Raw genomic sequence first — 16,863 nt, forward strand, 5'->3', positions numbered from 1 at the left:
GGTTCGCTCGGGCGCCCGCTTAGCCCCGGCCGCGATAGCCGGGGACATCCTGAGCGGGGAGCCATACGCCCTCCAGTGGCGGGCCGGACTGCCAGAACACATCGATGGGAATACCACCACGCGGATACCAATAGCCGCCGATGCGCAGCCAGAGCGGCTGCATTTCGGCCGTCAGCCGTTCACCGATGCCGACGGTGCAATCCTCGTGGAAGCCGGCATGGTTGCGGAAGCTGCCGAGGAAGAGCTTGAGCGACTTGGATTCCACGATCGTCTCGCCCGGCACATAATCGATGACCAGATGCGCAAAATCGGGCTGGCCGGTAACGGGACAAAGCGATGTGAACTCCGGCGCGGTGAAGCGCACCAGATAGGGCCGGCCCTTGCGGGGATTAGGCACATAATCGAGAACGGCCTCCTCCGGGCTTGCCGGAAGGCCGCTTGTCTGACCGAGATGCTTGAGTGTCATGCCACGCGCCTTAATATGATTCGCGGCCGGCGCGAACCCCTTGCGCCAACCAACCCACCTCAAGGATGCGTCTCCATGGATATGCTGGTTTCCACCGATTGGCTCGCAAAGGCGCTCGGCGCCCCGGACCTCAAGGTCCTCGACGCCACGGCCTTCTTGCCGGGGACGCCGCGTGACCCCAAGGCCGAGTATCTGGCGCAGCATATTCCCGGCGCTGTGTTCCTCGATCTCTCGACGCTCAACGACGCGAGCGATCCGCGCCCCGCGATGGTGCCAACCAACGCCCAGTTCGCCGAGCGGATGGCGGCCCTCGGCATCGGGCAGGACGACCGCATCGTCATCTACGACAATAGTCCGCTGAGCAGCGCGGGCCGGGCGTGGTGGCTGCTACGCATCTTTGGCGCACCTCAGGTTGCTATTTTGGATGGCGGGTTGGCGCGCTGGACGGCAGAAGGCCGCCCGACCGAAGCAGGCGAGGCAGCCGGCTCGAACAGTGGTGCATTCACCGCCGCCCGTGATGACAGCGCGATTGCCAGCAAGGCCGATGTGCTCGCCAATCTGGAGAGTTGCGCCGCGCAAGTCGTGGATGCCCGCAGCGCCGACCGATTCCGGGGCGATGCCGCCGAGCCGCGCCCCGGCATGGCGGAAGGCCATATCCCCGGTTCGGCCAATCTGCCGTCGAACCTGTTGCTGGACGAACAGGGACGCTGGAAGCAGGGCGACGCGCTGCGGCAAGCCTTTGACGATGCAGGCGTCGACCTCGACAAGCCGCTGATCATGAGCTGCGGCAGCGGGGTCACCGCCTGCAATCTGCTGTTCGGCGCAGCACTGCTGGGCAAGGAGGATGTACGGATCTACGACGGGAGCTGGTCCGAATGGGGCGCGGATCCCGCGACGCCCAAGGCGGTCGGCCCGGCATGAGCGGCACCAGCGACGACGGAAAGACCGGCAAACCTCTTGGCCCGGGCACAAGACTGGTCCAGGCCGGTCGCCGCCCGGAATGGACCGGGATGCCCGGGCAACCCGGCGGGATCGTCAACCCACCCGTCTGGCGCGCATCCACCATATTGTATGAGGACGTGGCGCATCTGCGCAGCGCCACGACCGCCGATCCGCACCGCCTCTATTATGGCCGGCGTGGCGCGCCGACGAGCTGGTCGCTGGCTGAGGCCATCACCCAGTTGGAGCCGGAAGCGGCCGGCACGATGCTCTACCCCTCGGGCGTCGCCGCCATTGCCGGCGCCTTGCTCGCGGTGCTGAAGCCCGGCGACGAACTGCTGATGGTCGACAGCGTCTATGGCCCGACCCGCGCGATGTGCGATGGAATGCTGCGCGAGTTCGGCGTGCGGACGATGTATTATGATCCGCTCATCGGCGCCGATATCGCTGCGCTTTGCACCGAGCATACCCGAGCCATCTTCCTCGAAAGCCCCGGCAGCCTGACCTTCGAGGTGCAGGACGTGCCCGCCATTGTCGCAGTGGCAAAGGCGCGCGGGATCATCACGCTGATCGACAACACCTGGGCGACACCCTTGCTGCTGCCGGCCCTCGGCCTGGGGGTTGATGTGTCGATCCTCGCCTGCACAAAGTATCTTTGCGGCCATAGTGACGTCATGATGGGGTCGGTCACCGCCAATGCGGCGCTGTGGCCGGCCATCCACAAGCGCGGCCACATGCTGGGCCAGACCGTCAGCCCGGACGATGCCTGGCTGGTGCTGCGCGGCATGCGGACGCTGGCCGTGCGCCTCAAGCATCAGGGCGAAAGCGGGCTGGCGCTGGCCCGCTGGCTGGAAGCGCGGCCAGAGGTCGCGCGCGTGCTGCACCCGGCTTTGGCATCCTGCCCCGGTCATGAAGCGTGGCGCCGCGATTTCGCCGGGAGCGCCGGCCTGTTTGCTTTCGAACTGGCGAGCAACGACGACTCGGCCCGCGCGGCTTTAATCGACGCGCTGACGCTGTTCGGTATCGGCTATAGCTGGGGCGGGTTCGAGAGCCTTGCCCTGCCGGTCGATCCCGCCAGCCTGCGCACGGCGCGACAGTGGGAGGCCAAGGGTTTGCTGGTGCGGATCAATGTCGGGCTGGAAGAGCCTGACGATCTCATCGCGGACCTCGAAGAGGGGCTTCAGCGTTGGCACCTTGCGATGGAGCACCACGCCGCTCCTTGAGTCGCCCGCTGCTTGCACTGCACCCTGGCTGAACGCCGATGGGGGCACTTCGCGCCTGAACAAGTCTGGCGAAACCTCCAGATGCGCCTGCTTCCCCTACGGTTTCGGTCAATAGCCAGCGTGGCGCGGCTGCAACACTTCATGAGTTCGCAACACATATGTGCAGTTTCTGTCTTGTGCGTCGCACAAGACAGAGGCATCAGGATCGCGGCTTGCCGGCAAGTCCGCTCAACCGCAGCAAAATGCGGATCCAAAATGAAGCGATCGCCCGGCGCTGCAGGCAGGGACGATCGCATTTTTATCTCGTTAAGGGGAATCCCATGCGTAAGTCCATTCTGGGCCTCTCGGCCCTCGCTATTTTTGCTACTGCCACCCCTGCCCTCGCGCAGGACGATGACAGCGGCCTGACCGTTTCCGGCTCCGCCACCGTTGTGTCCGATTACCGCTTCCGCGGCTTCTCGCAGACGAAGCAGAATGCTGCCATCCAGGCCGGCATCACCGTGACGCACGACAGCGGTTTCTACTTCGGCACCTGGGGTTCGAACGTCGACTTCCCCAATGTGGACGGCGCGGGCAATAACGTGACGGCTGAGCTCGACTTCTTCGCCGGTTACTCGACTGAGCTTACGCCGGGCGTCACGGTCGATGCTGGCCTGCTCTATTATGTCTACCCCAAGGATACGGTCACTGACGTGGCTCTGGACTTCTTCGAGCCCTATGTGACGGTCAAGACCACGCTCGGCCCGGTCGGCCTGGCAGTCACCGCCAATTATGCCTGGAAGCAGGACGCGCTCGGCAAGAACGACGCCTTCTACATCAAGGCTGCTCCGTCGCTTGCCATCCCTGGCACGCCCTTCACGGTTGACGGCAGCATCGGCTACGCAACGAGCGACAGCGCCCTCGGCGGCGTTGACGGCGAAGTGTTCGACTGGTCGGCTGGCGTGAGCGCCAGCTGGAAGCAGCTGACCTTCGGCGTGCGCTATGTCGACACCGACGAGCCCGGCCAGAACCGCGGCAGCGATGCAGCGGTCGTGTTCTCGGTCGGCGCCGCGTTCTGATCGAACAAAGTGCAGCCGTCACCGGGGGGAGACGGCTGAACAAAGGGGTCGCGACATCCGTCGCGGCCCCTTTTTGTTATGGGCGACGCTGGAGCGGCCGCGCTCTTACAACCCGACCTCGAACCAGATCAGTCGGCCTTGGCCCTCCGAGCCGTAAGGATGCGAATGGCAGGCTCGAGCATCTGCCCCTTCATCACGCCTTCACCCTTCGTCGCGCTGCGCGGCGCGTTCCAGATGCTGCGAATGACATCCATGCCGTCGATCACCCGGCCGAAAGCGGCAAAACCCGGCTGATCCTGCGTCGCGTCGAAGCCACGCATGTCGCCGACGATGATGAAGAAATCGCCCGTCGCCGTCCCCGGCGCACCTTGCGCCATGGAAATGACGCCTTCGATATGGCTCAGCCCGGTCTTGCTGGTCGGCTCATGCGGCACGGGTTTCATGATGCGCTTTGGATCGTTCTGCGTTCCGCCCTGGATGAATCCACCGGGCGTGCCGTCCTCCCATTTGAAGGCGCGATAGAAGAACGTGCCATCGAGCCGCTTCCCATCGACATAGGCGAGGAAATTGGCTGCAGTCACGGGTGCACGCTCTGTCTCGATCGCAAGGGTGACGGCGCCGGCGCTGGTCGTCAGGACGACGGGCACGGTCTCAAAGACCTGCGTCTCGACCACCTCCCGCGCCTTGGCAGCCTCCTCCTCAGCCTTGCGTTGGGCCGCGGCCGCTTCGGCCGCCCGCGCGGCGGCCTCGGCACGATTGATCGCTTCCAGCTCGGCGTCGATTTTCGCCTGAATCTCGGCTTCGGATCGCTGGGCGTGGGCCGGGGCCAGCGCCGCTACAGACAGGAGGGTCAAGGCGACGGGCATCGTCAGCCGGCGAAGGCACGCGAGGGTCATCATGACGCCATGCTAACCCGCCCGCTCCCCGCAAGACAAGGCAGCCCTTTCGCTTCACAGCCCGTGACTGCGCGCCTATAGGCGGGAGCGCCATGTCGTTCCTCAGCCTTGCCGCCCTCTTCATCCTCACCGTCGCGCTGATGGAGGGCTTTGCCTATGTGATGCACCGCTGGGTGATGCACGGCCCAGGTTGGTTTCTGCATGCCAGCCACCATCGGCCGCGAAAGGGCAATTGGGAGCTCAACGATCTCTATTTCGTGATCTTCGCCCTGCCCTCGATCCTGATGCTGCTCGGCGGCGTGCAATGGGGCTGGGGCAACTGGGCGACCGCTGTCGGCGCCGGAATCGCCGCTTATGGCGCCATCTACCTCGGCTTCCACGACATCATCGTTCACCAGCGGGTCAAGCATCGTTACGTGGCCCGCTCGCCTTACATGAAGCGCATCGTGCAGGCGCATCGCCTGCATCATGTGGTGGAAACGCGCGAGGGCAATGTGAGCTTCGGCTTCCTGATCGCGCCGGCGCCGGAAGACCTCAAGCGACAACTCGCTGGCATGGATACAGGCCGCATCCGCGATGCCCGGGGCCGGTAGAAGGCTCTCGCCGCCAGGGCTGCTTTCCCTGCCGAGGATATGGCTTGCAGCGCGGCCTGTCATTCTCCGCCCTTGGTGTTGCTGGCGTCTTGCACTATGCAGCGCAAAACTGACGGGGAAAACACTTGACGCTTGCTGTCCTGGCCGCTGCTCAGCCCATCTATTTCCAGAATCTCGGGCTCGATCCGGTCGCCCTCGATCTCGGCTTCTTCGCGATCAAATGGTATAGTCTGGCCTATCTCGCCGGCATTCTGATCGGCTATTGGTATCTGACCGTGCTGCTCCGCCAGCCCGGCGCGCCCATGGCACGGCGCCATGCCGACGATTTCATCTTCAATGCCACGCTCGGCATCATCGTGGGCGGACGGCTCGGCTATATTCTCTTCTATCAGCCCTCGATCCTCCAGAACCCCATCGACATCTTCAAGCTGTGGGAAGGCGGCATGTCGCTGCATGGCGGCACCATCGGCGTGATCGCCGCGATCTGGTGGATGGCCCGGCGCGAGAAGCTCTCCTTCCTGCGGGTTGCTGACTATATCGCCTGCGTCGTGCCGTTCGGATTGTTCTTCGGCCGGCTCGCCAATTTCGTGAATGGCGAGCTGTGGGGCAAGGTCACCACCGTGCCATGGGGGATCGTTTTCCCCGGCGGAGGCGATCTCCCACGCCATCCCAGCCAGCTTTATGAAGCGCTGCTGGAAGGACCGCTGATGCTTGCGATCCTCGCCTTCTTCTTCTGGAAGACCAAGGCCCGCTACGACCCCGGCAAGCTGTTTGGCATTGCCGCGCTTTGCTACGGCGCCGCCCGCTTCTTCGTCGAGTTCTACCGCGAGGCGGATTCGCAGCTGATGGAATTTGCCGAACGCACCGGCCTGCATATGGGCCAGTGGCTGACCCTGCCGATGCTGGTGCTCGGCCTCTATCTGGTGGCCACCGCGAAGGGCCGTCGGACCCGCGTTGAGCCGATTGCCGGGCAGGACAGTGTCGCCTGACATCTGGCAGGGCCGCGACACCCTTTCGCTCCACGACTTCATGGCGGCAGCCAATGCCGCTTATTATGCCGGGCGCGATCCCTTGGGGACACGCGGCGACTTCATCACCGCGCCAGAGATCAGCCAGATGTTCGGCGAGTTGATCGGGCTTTGGATGGCCGATCTTGCCTTGCGCGCCGGCGTCGGCCCTTCGTTCGCCTATGTCGAGCTGGGACCGGGCCGGGGGACACTCGCGGCCGACGCCCTGCGAGCGATGGGCCAAGCCAGGCTCGTACCGCCGGTCCATCTCGTCGAGACCAGCCCCACACTGCGCGCACGCCAGCAGGCCGCGGTGCCGGGGGCAATCTGGCATGACAGCGTGGCGACACTGCCCGATGATCGCCCGCTCATTATCATCGCCAACGAGTTTTTCGATGCCCTGCCGATCCGCCAGTTCCAGCGCACCGGCGCGGGCTGGCGCGAACGCTTCGTGCAGCGCGAGCCCGCCGCTTTCATCCTTGATCCTGAGGATTGCGGCCAGCACATTCCCCTTGCGCTCGGCGATGCGCCTTTGGGATCCATGGTCGAGCGCAATTTTGCGGCCGAAGCCATCGTCGCCGATCTCGCACAGCGGCTCTGCCGACAGGCCGGCGCGCTGCTGACCATCGATTATGGCTATGAGGGACCGGCATCGGGCGATACGCTGCAAGCGATGAGCCAGCACCGCTTTGCCGATCCGCTCGATGCGCCGGGCACCCGTGACCTGACCGCCCATGTCGACTTCGGCATGATCGCCGCCGTGGGCCGGACGCACGGGCTGCGGCCACAGCCATGCATCGGGCAGGGCGCCCTGCTCACGGCGCTGGGCATCGATGCGCGCGCAGCCACGCTTACCCGCGCAAATCCTGCGCGTGCCGAGGATCTGCGCGCCGCGCGCGACCGGTTAGTTGAGCCCGATCAGATGGGTACTCTGTTCAAGGCCCTCGCCCTGCGTCACCCGGACTGGCCGGCATCGGCGGGGTTCGCATGAGCATCGAAGTGCTGCGCGCCGGCGCGCTGGGCGATGTACCCCACGGCTTTCTTGGGCGCACCGGCGGCGTTTCAACCGGCATTCACGCCGGGCTGAATGTCGGCTTGGGTTCGGATGACGAACGCGATGCCGTCCTGACAAATCGCGATCTGGCCCGTGACGCCGTGCTGCCGCAATCGACGCTGGTAACGCTTCATCAGGTCCATTCCGCCCGCGTCGTCATTGCGGACAACGCCTTTCCGCTCGACTCCCGACCGGAAGCCGATGCGCTGGTGACAGCCCGCCCCGGGCTGCTGCTGGGCGTTCTCACTGCCGATTGCGTGCCGATCCTCTTTGCCGATCCCACCCATGGCGTCGTGGGGGCGGCCCATGCGGGATGGAAAGGCGCGCTCCACGGCGTGGCGGAAGCAACCATCGACGCCATGACATCCTTGGGCGCCACACGCGCCACCATCGCCTGCGCCATCGGCCCATGCATCGGCAAGGCGAGCTATGAGGTGAGTGCCGGTTTCGAGCGCCCGTTCCTCGAACGCGATCCGGATGACGAGCGCTTTTTCGCCGAGGGCCGCCCTGGCCATCTGCAGTTCGACATCGCCGGCTATGTCGGAGCGCGACTGGCGCAGGCGGGCATCGGCACGGTCACCTTGCTGGATGAGGATACATACAGCCAGCCCGCGCGCTTCTTCTCCTACCGTCGCGCCTGCCATGCCGGAGAGCCGGGCTATGGGCGGCAGATTTCGTTGATCGGATTGCCGGCTTAAACGCGGCCCTGTGTCGCGCCGCGCAACTTCACCAGTGCAGAACGGGCCAGCCTTCTTCCGCCGCCAGTGACGCCAAGGCACTATGGGGGTTCGCCGCATAGCCCTCGTCCGCAAAGCCCAAGAGCGGCGCATCAGTGACATGATCACTATAGGCGCGGACGTGCGCATCGGCCCGGGCAATCCCTTCGCGGGACATCCACGCCTCGATCATCCGCAACTTTGCGACGTCATAGCAGTTCTCTCCTGCAATGCGTGCCCGGATGTAATCGACACCCTGGCTGAAATGATCGGTAGCAATCACATCATCAAAGCCCAGCCTCTTCGCAATCGGCTCGACATAAAGCCGGAAGGATGCCGAAGCGATCACCAGCCGGCAGCCGGAGGCGCGATCCTGCGCGATCTGGGCCAGCGCGCCAGCGCGGATGTTGCGCGCAATCACCTTGTCGGCATAGGCCTCCACGGCCGGGCGGATCCTCTCGCGATTGACCCGTCGCCCGATCAGCAGCGCCTGATTGAGTTCCTTCGCCCGGCCACGATCGACCAGCCGCAACACGTAACCGAGCATGACGATGCCCGCCAAAGGCAGGAAAATCAGCCGCCACGGCGCCAGCGAGAGAGCCATGTGCGTGAGAAACGCCGCATAGGTGCCGCGCACGGTGATCGTGCGGTCCATGTCGTAGATCGCGATCCTCTGCACCGCTCAATGTCTCCCTGTGCTCTCGGGCTGCAGCCCGCCAGATGGTCCAATTCGGCTTGCCGTGCAACGCAAACTGGCCCACTGTGGCTCAGATGACGCAATCTGCCGACCTCATCGAGAGCAACGATGCAACAGGCCGGACGGTTGCCTTCACCGGCAGCCTTGCGCTCGCCCAGCTTGGCGATCTGCCCAATCGCACCGAGGCGATAGAGGGCGATGTCGCCCGGATCGACCTCACGCAGGTCACCCAGATCGACACAATCGGCGCGTGGATCGTCCACAGCCTCGCCAAACGCACGCAGGCGGAAATCACCGGCGCCAGTGACGACGCAATGCGCCTGATCGATGTCGTCTCGCGCAACGATCAACCGCTGGAAACGCGCAATGTGCCGCCCCATCCTATCGTGCGCATTCTGGAGGAAGTGGGTGTTGCGACCCGGATGACCTTCAACACGATGATCGGCCTGCTCGGCTTTCTGGGCGCCGTCGTCATCACATCGTTCATGCTGCTGCGGCATCCGGCTCGCATCCGTCTGATCGCCGTCGTCCAGCGTATCGAGGTCGTCGGAATCTCGGCGCTCTTCATCATCGGGCTGATGAGCTTCCTCGTCGGCATCGTGATCGCGCAGCAAGGGTCGGTGCAGCTCGAGCAGTTCGGTATGGAGGTGCTGACCGTCAATCTCGTCGGGCGCCTGACGTTCCGCGAACTGGGCGTGCTGATGACGGCCATCATGGTCGCCGGCCGCTCGGGATCGGCCTTTGCCGCGCAGATCGGCACGATGCAGCTCAATGAAGAAGTGGACGCGATGCGCACCATCGGCGTCTCGCCCATGGAAGCGCTGGTGATGCCGCGCATCATGGCCGCGGTCATCATGATGCCGCTGCTCGGCTTCTATGCCTCGGTCATGGCGGTGATCGGCGGTGCCTTCCTGTGCGCGGTCTCGCTCGATATTCCGCCCGTCACCTTCTTCCAGCGGCTGCGTGAAGTCGTGCCGCTGACCGACCTTTATATCGGCCTTATCAAGGCGCCGGTCTTTGGCCTCATCATCGCGATCGCAGGCTGCTTCCAGGGCCTGCAGGTGCGCGGCAATGCCGAGGAAGTCGGCCTGCGCACCACCGCCGCTGTGGTGCAGGCGATCTTCATCGTAATCGTGCTCGATGCCATCTTCGCGGTGTTCTTCACCTGGCTGGGGTGGAAATGAGCGCTAGCGACGATCCGGTCATCTCCATCCGGGGACTGGTCAATCGCTTCGGCGACCAGACCGTGCATGACGGGCTGGACCTCGACGTGCGGCGCGGCGAGATTCTCGGCGTCGTGGGTGGATCAGGCACCGGCAAGTCGGTGCTGATGCGCTCGATCATCGGCCTGCAAAGCCCTTATGCCGGCTCCATCGAGGTGTTCGGCGAGCAGATGCTGGACCGCGACCCTGCGGACCCGGAATTGCTCGCGATCCGCAAGCGCTGGGGCATCCTGTTCCAGAACGGCGCGCTGTTCTCCACGCTGACCGTCTCCGAGAATGTGCAGGTGCCCCTGCGCGAATATTATCCCGATCTGCCGGTTCAGCTGCGCGAGGAAATCGCCGCCTACAAGATTCTGATGACCGGCCTTCCGGATAATGCGGGGCCGAAATTCCCATCCGAGCTCTCCGGCGGGATGCGCAAGCGAGCCGGCCTCGCCCGCGCACTGGCCCTCGATCCCGCCTTGCTATTCCTCGATGAGCCGACTGCAGGGCTCGACCCCATCGGTGCTGCGGCGTTCGACGAGCAGACGCGGGCCTTGCAGGAGACGCTGGGCCTCACCGTGTTCCTAATCACGCACGATCTCGACACGCTCCACGCCATTTGCGACCGCGTTGCCGTGCTCGCCGATCAGAAGGTCATCGCGGTCGGAACGATCGACGAGTTGCTGGCGCTCGATCATCCCTGGATCCAGGAATATTTCAACGGGCCGCGCGGGCGCGTTGCCCATGGCCAGAGCGCCAAAATGAGAGGCGCGTGATGCACAATCGGCCGCAGACATGGACAGGGTGGAACCACGGCGCCATAAAGCCGTTGGGGGAAAGCAGGAAATAGATGGAAACACGATCCAACAATGTGTTCGTGGGCGCGGTCGTCCTGCTCCTGATGGCCTTGACGGTCGGGGCAGCCTTCTGGTTCTCACGCATCGGCGAATCCGATCGCAAGGAATACGACATCTTCTTCAAGCAGTCGGTGAGCGGCATCGCCCGTGGATCGGCGGTGACTTATGCTGGCGTGCCCTCGGGGCAGGTCCAGTCGATCGAGCTTTGGGAGCGCGACCCCCAGTTCGTGCGCGTGCGCATCGTCGTCAGCCGGACGACGCCTGTCCTGCAAGGCACGACCGCGACGATCAATGGCGTGGGCTTTACCGGCGTCTCGGAAATTCAGCTTGAGGGCGCAGTGCGCGGCGCTCCGCCGATTGTCTGCCCGGAGCGCAATACGCAGGCGGTATGCCCGGAAGGCGTGCCTGTCATCCCGACCAAACCCGGTGCGCTTGGCGAACTGCTCAACAGCGCCCCGATGCTGCTGGAGCGGCTGACGACGCTCACCGAGCGACTGACCGAGCTGCTGGATGATCGCAACCAGAAGCATATTGCCGGCATTCTGCAGAATCTCGATAAGCTGACAGGCGACATCGCCGCGCGTGGACCGGAACTGGCTGATACCATCACACAAGCCAAGCTGACGCTCGAAAATGCCTCCAAGGCGGCCGAATCGCTCGCCCAGGCTGCGAACAACACCAATGCGCTCGTGAACGAAGAGGGTCGCCCCCTCATCCGAGACCTGCGCACGACGATCCGCAATGCCGGCGCGACGCTGGAAACGCTGGATGCGACGCTGAAGGAAGCACAGCCTGGCATGCGGACCTTTACCCGCGACACCATGCCGCAAATCGGCTTGCTGGTCCGCGATCTGCGTCAGGTCTCCCGTTCGCTTCAGGCTGTGACGGATACCGTTGAACAACAGGGTGCAGGCGCCTTGATCGGCTCGCCCAAATTGCCGGATTACAAGCCATGACCAACAGCAGAGCGAACGTGCAGACAGCCCCGGCGACCAGCGGAGCAGCGATGCGCAAGGCAGCGCGGGCGGCCCTGATCACGGGTCTGCTGATCTCGGCGGCCGGGTGCGTGAAGTTCGGTGCCGAGCCGCCCGACCGGCTGCTCGCCATTGCCAGCACGGCGACGGTGCCGGCCGGGGTATCGGCGTCCAGTGCCAGTGAATCCGCCCTGTTCATCGACGTGCCGAACGTGCCCAAAGCCCTCGCGACACCGCGCGTGGCTGTGCGCGAGAACAGCACGAGCTTTGCCTATGTGAAGGATGCGATCTGGGTCGATACGCCGGCCCGGCAATTCCAGTCGCTGCTGTCCGAGACGATCCGGTCCCGCAGCAATATCCTCGTGCTCGACCCCGGCCAGTATCTCGCCCGCACTGGCTACATCCTCAATGGCGATCTGGTCGAATTCGGCATCGATGCGACGCGCCGGGAAGCGGTCGTCACGTTCGATGCGACCATGCTCTCGCCCGACGGCCTGACGGTGACGCGCCAGCGGTTCACCGCCTCCGCGCCGGTGAGCCGCATCGACGCAGATGGCGTCGCCCCGGCGATCAGCGCCGCCGCCAACGATGTCGCCAATGCCGTGGCGACATGGGTCTCCAGCCGGACCTGACGTCCGGCCGCAGCCGTATCCCGCTCAGGCGAGGCTCTTCGTCGCCTGCTCCATCACGTCCCGCGACAGGCCGGGTTCGGCGATGATCCGCTCCAGCGCCGCACGCATCGCGGCACCCCGCTGCGCATCGAACCGGCGCCAGCGACCAAGTGGCGGCACGAGCCGCGCGGCGGTCTGCGGATTGAGCTTGTCGAGCGCGATGATGGCGCCTGCCACCATCTCATAGCCCTTGCCGTCCGCCCGATGGAACGCCCATTGGTTGGCGGCAAACGCACCGTAAAGCGCGCGGGCGCGGTTCGGATTGGTCAAGGTGAAATCGGGGTGGCTGCTCAGCGCCGCGACATTATCGACCGTCTCCGGATGGAAGGCCAAAGCCTGGGTCTGGAACCATTTGTCGATGACCAGCGCATTGCCCGCATAGCGCGCGTGGAACGCCGCCAGTGCTGCGTCCCGCTCTGCCGCCGTGCCGTTGGCGAGAACAGCCAGCGCGGCCTGGCGCTCGGTCATATTATCCGCCTGCTCGAACTGGGCGAAGGCAAGCGCCGGGCCATCCGATGCGCCTGATGCGACCAGATAGCTCAAGGCAACTCCGCGCAGCTTGCGGGCCGCGCGCGCGTCCGCCGAGAGTGAGAAGCCGTTACGCGCGCAATCGGCATGGAGCCTGCGCCAGTCCTGCTCCAGTTGCGCGCCGATCTCGTGCTGCAGCGCCTCGCGCGCTGCATGGATGGCGTCGGGATCGACGACCTGCATCTGGTCGCCAAGATAGGCCTCGCTTGGCAGCTTCACCGCTTCGGCGATCAGCGCCCGGTCCAGCGTGTCGTCGCTGATCGTCCGGCGGATCGAGTCGATGATCACGCCGCTCTCCAGCGGTCCGCCCGCAATGTGGCTGAGCAGGCCATTGATCATGAGTTGCTGCAGGGCCTCATAGCGGCTGAACGCATCGTCATCGCGCGCGGCCAGAAAGGCCAGATCCTCGGCGCTCTGCTCGGCGTCCACGACGATTGGCGCAGAGAAGCTGCGATTGAGCGACAGCACCGGTGGCTGCGCGAAGCCGGTGCGCGTGATGACCGTGTCCGCCTGCGTCAGAACTTCCAGTTCCTCGCCCCCATGCGCGCCCGTTTCGCGGTCGAACAGGGCGAAGAGGAATGGGATCGCCATGGGTTGCTTCTCGCCCTGCCCCGGCGTCGGCGGCACCGTCTGCCGCAAGGTGAGCGTCACCGTGCCGCTTGTCGCATCATGCGCAGCCTCGACCGTTACGCGCGGGGTGCCGGCCTGGCTGTACCAGAGCCGGAACTGCGCAAGATCGATCCCGCCGCCATCTTCCATCGCCCGCACGAAATCTTCGCAGGTCGCCGCCTGCCCGTCATGCCGCTCAAAATAGAGATCGGAGCCCTTGCGGAACCGCTCCGGCCCCAGCAGCCGCGCCATCATGCGGATCAGTTCGGCGCCTTTGTTATAAACGGTCGCCGTATAGAAGTTGCTGATCTCCATGTAGGATTCTGGCCGCACCGGATGGGCGAGCGGACCGCCATCCTCCTGGAACTGGGCCGCGCGCAGTACCCGCACATCCTCGATCCGCTTGACCGCTGCCGAGCCCATGTCGGCAGAGAATTCCTGATCGCGATAGACGGTGAAGCCCTCCTTGAGGGAGAGCTGGAACCAGTCCCGGCAGGTCACCCGATCGCCGGACCAGTTATGGAAATATTCGTGCGCCACCACCGCTTCGATGGCGTCGTAATCCGGGTCGGTCGCCGTTTCCGGGTCTGCCAGAATGTAGCGCGTGTTGAAGATGTTGAGGCCCTTGTTCTCCATCGCGCCGAAGTTGAAATCCGCCACCGCCACGATGTTGAAAACGTCGAGATCATATTCGCGGCCATAGACGCGCTCATCCCACGCCATCGAATCCTTGAGCGCCTTCATGGCATGATCCGTGCGCGGCAGATCGCTTTCCGCCACCCAGATGCCGAGCTTCACCGGCCGGCCGCTCATGGTCGTGAAGCTGTCCGCATTGCAGGCGAGATTGCCCGCGACCAGCGCGAACAGATAGCTCGGCTTGGGGAACGGATCGGTCCAGCGCGCCCAATGCCGCCCGCCCTCCAGATCGCCCGCCTCGACAGGATCGCCATTGGCGAGCAGCACGGGATAGGTCGCCTTGTCGGCGCGTAGGGTCACATCATAACGCGAGAGCACATCCGGCCGGTCGGGGAAGAAGGTGATGCGACGGAAGCCCTCCGGCTCGCACTGGGTGCAGAGCAGGCCCCCAGAAGCGTAGAGCCCCATCAACTGCGTATTGGCCGCGGGATTGATCTCCACCTCGGTCTCGACGACGTGGCTCTCGCCGGTCAGCGGGATCAGCAGCGCGCCATCCTCGAGCCGCCAGTCGGAGGGGGCGAGCGCGCGGCCGTCGACAGCGACCCGCAGCGGCGTCAGTCCGTCGCCATCCAGTCGCAGCGGCTGCGCATGGTCGCCGGTGCGCGTGACCTCAAGCCGGGCCTTGACGCGGGTGGCGCGGGCATCGAGATCGAAGTCGAGGCCGATCTGCGGCACCTGCCAGAGCGGCGGACGATAATCCTCGCGGCGGATGACAGGCGGCGTGGCGGCGGCTTGGGTGGTCTGAATATCCATGCCCCAGTCCTATGCCCGCATCAGGCGAGGCACAAGCGGGGGAAGCCGCCGATGGCGAGAACTCCACCACCACGTTCCCGTTCGTGTCGAGCGAAGTCGAGACACGTTAGGACCGTCCTTGGTGTCTCGACTTCAGCCCGAGGCTGTAGTTTATCCTGAGCGCCCGCCCGGCGAGCAGTCGAAGGGCTCGACACGAACGGATGTTGCGCTGCTTATTCCGTGGTGTTTGCGCCACTCCGCCCGTTGTTCGGCCCGGGCGGCAGATCGAACGGGTCCTCCGCGCGCTCCATGGAGCGGTCGAGCAGATCCGCCTGCCGGTCCGGCTTTGCCTGGGTGGATGGCGTCATGAGCTGCTTGGGCGTCTCCCGCTCGGGCGCGGCGGCGGCCTTGGGCACTTGGCCCATGCCCTCCTTGGGGCGCAGATCCTTCACCGAGCCGCAGCCCGAAAGACTAGCCGCCACGAGCAGCGCCAGAGCGGCACGCGCGATCATCTTGTGATTCATCGCCTTCATCGACCGGTCTCTCCATCCAGCGCGGCTTGCGCTTCGGCAATCCGCGCGCGCACCTGATCGGGTGCGGTGCCCCCATAGCTCTTGCGGCTGGCGACAGAGGCATCCACCGTCAGCACCGCAAAAACGCGCTCGTCGATCCGCGCATCAATGGCCTTGAGCGTCTCGATCGGCAGCGCCGCCAGTTGCACGCCCGCCTCTTCCGCGGCCTTGACCGCACGCCCGGTGATGTGATGCGCCTCGCGAAACGGCACATTGCCTTCCCGCACCAGCCAGTCGGCAAGGTCGGTTGCGGTTGCGAAGCCGCTTTCGGCCAGCGCCCGCATCCGTTCGGTGCGGAAGGTGGTTGTCTCCACCATGCCGGTCATCGCGGTGATGGAGAGGCCGAGCAGATCATGCGCCTCGAACAAAGGCGGCTTATCGTCCTGCATGTCCTTGGAATAAGCCAGCGGCAGGCCCTTCATGGTGACGCACAGCGACGTCATGCAGCCCATGATCCGCCCGGCATGGCCGCGCACCAGCTCGGCGGCATCGGGATTGCGCTTTTGCGGCATGATCGAGCTGCCGGTGGAATAGGCATCGGGCAGCGAAATGAAGCCGAAGGGCTGGCTTGCCCAGATCACGAACTCTTCCGCCAGCCGCGAGAGGTGCAGGCTGCACTGGGTGGCGGCCATGAGATAATCGAGCGCGAAATCCCGGTCGGAAACGCTGTCGAGGCTGTTGCGCGTCGGCCCGTCGAAGCCGAGCGCTTGCGCGGTCATATGCCGATCGGTCGGAAAGCCCGTGCCCGCCAGCGCCGCCGCACCGAGTGGCGAGAGATTGAGCCGCGCGCGCGCATCGGCAAAGCGCGAACGATCCCGCGCGATCATCTCATAATAGGCCATGAGGTGATGGCCGAGCGTCACCGGCTGGGCGCTCTGCAAATGGGTGAACCCGGGCATGACGCTCTGCGCATGCTCGCCCGCCCGACCGATCAGCGCGCGTTGCAGCGCCTTGAGGCTGGCATCGACCTCATCAATGGCATCGCGCACGAAGAGGCGGAAATCGGTCGCCACCTGATCGTTGCGCGAGCGCGCCGTGTGCAGCCGCCCGGCGACGGGACCGATCTTCTCGGCCAGCCGCGCCTCGGTGGCCATATGAATGTCCTCAAGGTCGAGATCTTCGGGCAGATCACCGGCTTCATACTCGGCCTGGATCGCCTCCAGCCCGCCGATGATCGTCGCTGCCTCGTCCTGCGCAAGGATGCCTTGCGCGCCGAGCATCCGGGCGTGCGCGATGGAGCCGGCAATGTCCTGCCGCCACAAGCGCTTGTCGAACGGAAGCGAGGCATTTATCTCGCGCATGACGGCGGCCGGCCCGGCCGCGAAGCGACCGCCCCACATGCTGTTCGCGCCCTTGCTTGCGGAGTCTGC

The 16,863-nt window shown here is 65.0% G+C and carries 17 protein-coding genes; 11 read left to right on the forward strand and 6 right to left on the reverse strand.

Translation table 11 applies throughout. From position 1 onward, the window contains the following. Positions 1–19: 19 nt before the first annotated feature. Positions 20–466 (reverse strand): preQ(1) synthase, encoded by a 447-nt coding sequence (queF, locus tag M2342_RS00925; protein ID WP_264571677.1) that lies wholly within the window; start codon positions 464–466, stop codon positions 20–22. A gap of 75 nt (positions 467–541) precedes the next feature. Between queF and sseA the strand changes: the two genes are divergently transcribed. The 3 genes from sseA to M2342_RS00940 all read left to right on the forward strand — a co-directional run bounded on the left by sseA (position 542) and on the right by M2342_RS00940 (position 3,686). After that, the gene (gene sseA / locus M2342_RS00930) at positions 542–1,387 is read left to right on the forward strand and encodes a 3-mercaptopyruvate sulfurtransferase (protein ID WP_264577700.1); all 846 of its coding nucleotides are present in this window, start codon (positions 542–544) and stop codon (positions 1,385–1,387) included. After that, positions 1,384–2,628: a cystathionine beta-lyase gene (metC, locus tag M2342_RS00935; RefSeq protein ID WP_264579952.1), complete on the forward strand. Its 1,245-nt coding sequence runs from the start codon at positions 1,384–1,386 to the stop codon at positions 2,626–2,628. Before sseA ends, metC begins: the two co-directional genes overlap by 4 nt. Positions 2,629–2,948: 320 nt before the next feature. Beyond that, on the forward strand, positions 2,949–3,686 hold the full coding sequence (locus tag M2342_RS00940) for a TorF family putative porin (protein ID WP_264577701.1): 738 nt from the start codon (positions 2,949–2,951) through the stop codon (positions 3,684–3,686). 128 nt (positions 3,687–3,814) lie between these two features. Here the strand turns inward: M2342_RS00940 and M2342_RS00945 are convergent, their stop codons facing one another. Next, positions 3,815–4,360: a peptidylprolyl isomerase gene (locus M2342_RS00945; RefSeq protein ID WP_264579953.1), complete on the reverse strand. Its 546-nt coding sequence runs from the start codon at positions 4,358–4,360 to the stop codon at positions 3,815–3,817. A 314-nt stretch (positions 4,361–4,674) separates the two neighbouring features. Between M2342_RS00945 and M2342_RS00950 the strand changes: the two genes are divergently transcribed. The 4 genes from M2342_RS00950 to pgeF all read left to right on the forward strand — a co-directional run bounded on the left by M2342_RS00950 (position 4,675) and on the right by pgeF (position 7,934). Next, a complete protein-coding gene (locus tag M2342_RS00950; RefSeq protein WP_264577702.1) occupies positions 4,675–5,175 on the forward strand; it encodes a sterol desaturase family protein in 501 nt (166 codons plus the stop codon). 125 nt (positions 5,176–5,300) lie between these two features. Then, positions 5,301–6,164, forward strand: a complete 864-nt coding sequence (gene lgt, locus M2342_RS00955; protein ID WP_264577703.1) for a prolipoprotein diacylglyceryl transferase — start codon at positions 5,301–5,303, stop codon at positions 6,162–6,164. Further along, a complete protein-coding gene (locus tag M2342_RS00960; RefSeq protein ID WP_264577704.1) occupies positions 6,154–7,173 on the forward strand; it encodes a class I SAM-dependent methyltransferase in 1,020 nt (339 codons plus the stop codon). Before lgt ends, M2342_RS00960 begins: the two co-directional genes overlap by 11 nt. Next, positions 7,170–7,934: a peptidoglycan editing factor PgeF gene (gene pgeF, locus M2342_RS00965; protein ID WP_264577705.1), complete on the forward strand. Its 765-nt coding sequence runs from the start codon at positions 7,170–7,172 to the stop codon at positions 7,932–7,934. Before M2342_RS00960 ends, pgeF begins: the two co-directional genes overlap by 4 nt. 28 nt (positions 7,935–7,962) lie before the next feature. Here the strand turns inward: pgeF and M2342_RS00970 are convergent, their stop codons facing one another. Continuing rightward, positions 7,963–8,607, reverse strand: coding sequence for an HAD family hydrolase (locus tag M2342_RS00970; RefSeq protein ID WP_264579954.1), 645 nt, complete (start codon positions 8,605–8,607; stop codon positions 7,963–7,965). Positions 8,608–8,723: 116 nt separating this feature from the next. On the opposite strand from M2342_RS00970, the gene M2342_RS00975 reads away from it, so the two are divergent. From M2342_RS00975 to M2342_RS00990, 4 genes are all read left to right on the forward strand, one after another. Then, positions 8,724–9,833 (forward strand): ABC transporter permease, encoded by a 1,110-nt coding sequence (locus M2342_RS00975; RefSeq protein ID WP_264577706.1) that lies wholly within the window; start codon positions 8,724–8,726, stop codon positions 9,831–9,833. Continuing rightward, positions 9,830–10,630: an ABC transporter ATP-binding protein gene (locus tag M2342_RS00980; protein ID WP_264571668.1), complete on the forward strand. Its 801-nt coding sequence runs from the start codon at positions 9,830–9,832 to the stop codon at positions 10,628–10,630. The genes M2342_RS00975 and M2342_RS00980 overlap by 4 nt, the downstream gene beginning before the upstream one ends. Positions 10,631–10,704: 74 nt before the next feature. After that, positions 10,705–11,667 carry an MlaD family protein gene (locus tag M2342_RS00985; protein ID WP_264571667.1) on the forward strand — a complete coding sequence of 321 codons (963 nt, stop codon included), beginning with the start codon at positions 10,705–10,707 and terminating at the stop codon, positions 11,665–11,667. After that, entirely contained in the window at positions 11,664–12,317 is a 654-nt protein-coding gene (locus tag M2342_RS00990; RefSeq protein ID WP_264577707.1) for an ABC-type transport auxiliary lipoprotein family protein, read from the forward strand. Before M2342_RS00985 ends, M2342_RS00990 begins: the two co-directional genes overlap by 4 nt. Positions 12,318–12,341: 24 nt before the next feature. Here M2342_RS00990 and pepN read toward each other — a convergent pair whose 3' ends face one another. From pepN to argH, 3 genes are all read right to left on the reverse strand, one after another. Beyond that, positions 12,342–14,942, reverse strand: coding sequence for an aminopeptidase N (gene pepN, locus M2342_RS00995; RefSeq protein ID WP_264577708.1), 2,601 nt, complete (start codon positions 14,940–14,942; stop codon positions 12,342–12,344). A 212-nt stretch (positions 14,943–15,154) separates the two neighbouring features. Beyond that, positions 15,155–15,454 carry a hypothetical protein gene (locus M2342_RS01000; RefSeq protein ID WP_264577709.1) on the reverse strand — a complete coding sequence of 100 codons (300 nt, stop codon included), beginning with the start codon at positions 15,452–15,454 and terminating at the stop codon, positions 15,155–15,157. Then, complete coding sequence (gene argH, locus M2342_RS01005; RefSeq protein WP_264579955.1) at positions 15,451–16,833, reverse strand: argininosuccinate lyase; 1,383 nt, start codon at positions 16,831–16,833, stop codon at positions 15,451–15,453. Before argH ends, M2342_RS01000 begins: the two co-directional genes overlap by 4 nt. Between the last annotated feature and the right edge of the window lie 30 nt (positions 16,834–16,863).

The organism is Sphingobium sp. B8D3A (assembly GCF_025961995.1).
Taxonomy (GTDB): domain Bacteria; phylum Pseudomonadota; class Alphaproteobacteria; order Sphingomonadales; family Sphingomonadaceae; genus Sphingobium.

What these genes read in the sequence shown, in the direction of transcription:
- pgeF (WP_264577705.1), top strand. Translation starts at nt 7,170, where the DNA reads ATGAGCATCGAAGTGCTGCGCGCCGGCGCGCTGGGCGATGTACCCCAC.
- metC (WP_264579952.1), top strand. Translation starts at nt 1,384, where the DNA reads ATGAGCGGCACCAGCGACGACGGAAAGACCGGCAAACCTCTTGGCCCG.
- M2342_RS00980 (WP_264571668.1), top strand. Translation starts at nt 9,830, where the DNA reads ATGAGCGCTAGCGACGATCCGGTCATCTCCATCCGGGGACTGGTCAAT.
- argH (WP_264579955.1), bottom strand. Translation starts at nt 16,833, where the DNA reads ATGTGGGGCGGTCGCTTCGCGGCCGGGCCGGCCGCCGTCATGCGCGAG.
- M2342_RS00975 (WP_264577706.1), top strand. Translation starts at nt 8,724, where the DNA reads ATGACGCAATCTGCCGACCTCATCGAGAGCAACGATGCAACAGGCCGG.
- M2342_RS00950 (WP_264577702.1), top strand. Translation starts at nt 4,675, where the DNA reads ATGTCGTTCCTCAGCCTTGCCGCCCTCTTCATCCTCACCGTCGCGCTG.
- queF (WP_264571677.1), bottom strand. Translation starts at nt 466, where the DNA reads ATGACACTCAAGCATCTCGGTCAGACAAGCGGCCTTCCGGCAAGCCCG.
- pepN (WP_264577708.1), bottom strand. Translation starts at nt 14,942, where the DNA reads ATGGATATTCAGACCACCCAAGCCGCCGCCACGCCGCCTGTCATCCGC.
- M2342_RS00940 (WP_264577701.1), top strand. Translation starts at nt 2,949, where the DNA reads ATGCGTAAGTCCATTCTGGGCCTCTCGGCCCTCGCTATTTTTGCTACT.
- M2342_RS01000 (WP_264577709.1), bottom strand. Translation starts at nt 15,454, where the DNA reads ATGAAGGCGATGAATCACAAGATGATCGCGCGTGCCGCTCTGGCGCTG.
- sseA (WP_264577700.1), top strand. Translation starts at nt 542, where the DNA reads ATGGATATGCTGGTTTCCACCGATTGGCTCGCAAAGGCGCTCGGCGCC.
- M2342_RS00985 (WP_264571667.1), top strand. Translation starts at nt 10,705, where the DNA reads ATGGAAACACGATCCAACAATGTGTTCGTGGGCGCGGTCGTCCTGCTC.
- M2342_RS00970 (WP_264579954.1), bottom strand. Translation starts at nt 8,607, where the DNA reads ATGGACCGCACGATCACCGTGCGCGGCACCTATGCGGCGTTTCTCACG.
- M2342_RS00990 (WP_264577707.1), top strand. Translation starts at nt 11,664, where the DNA reads ATGACCAACAGCAGAGCGAACGTGCAGACAGCCCCGGCGACCAGCGGA.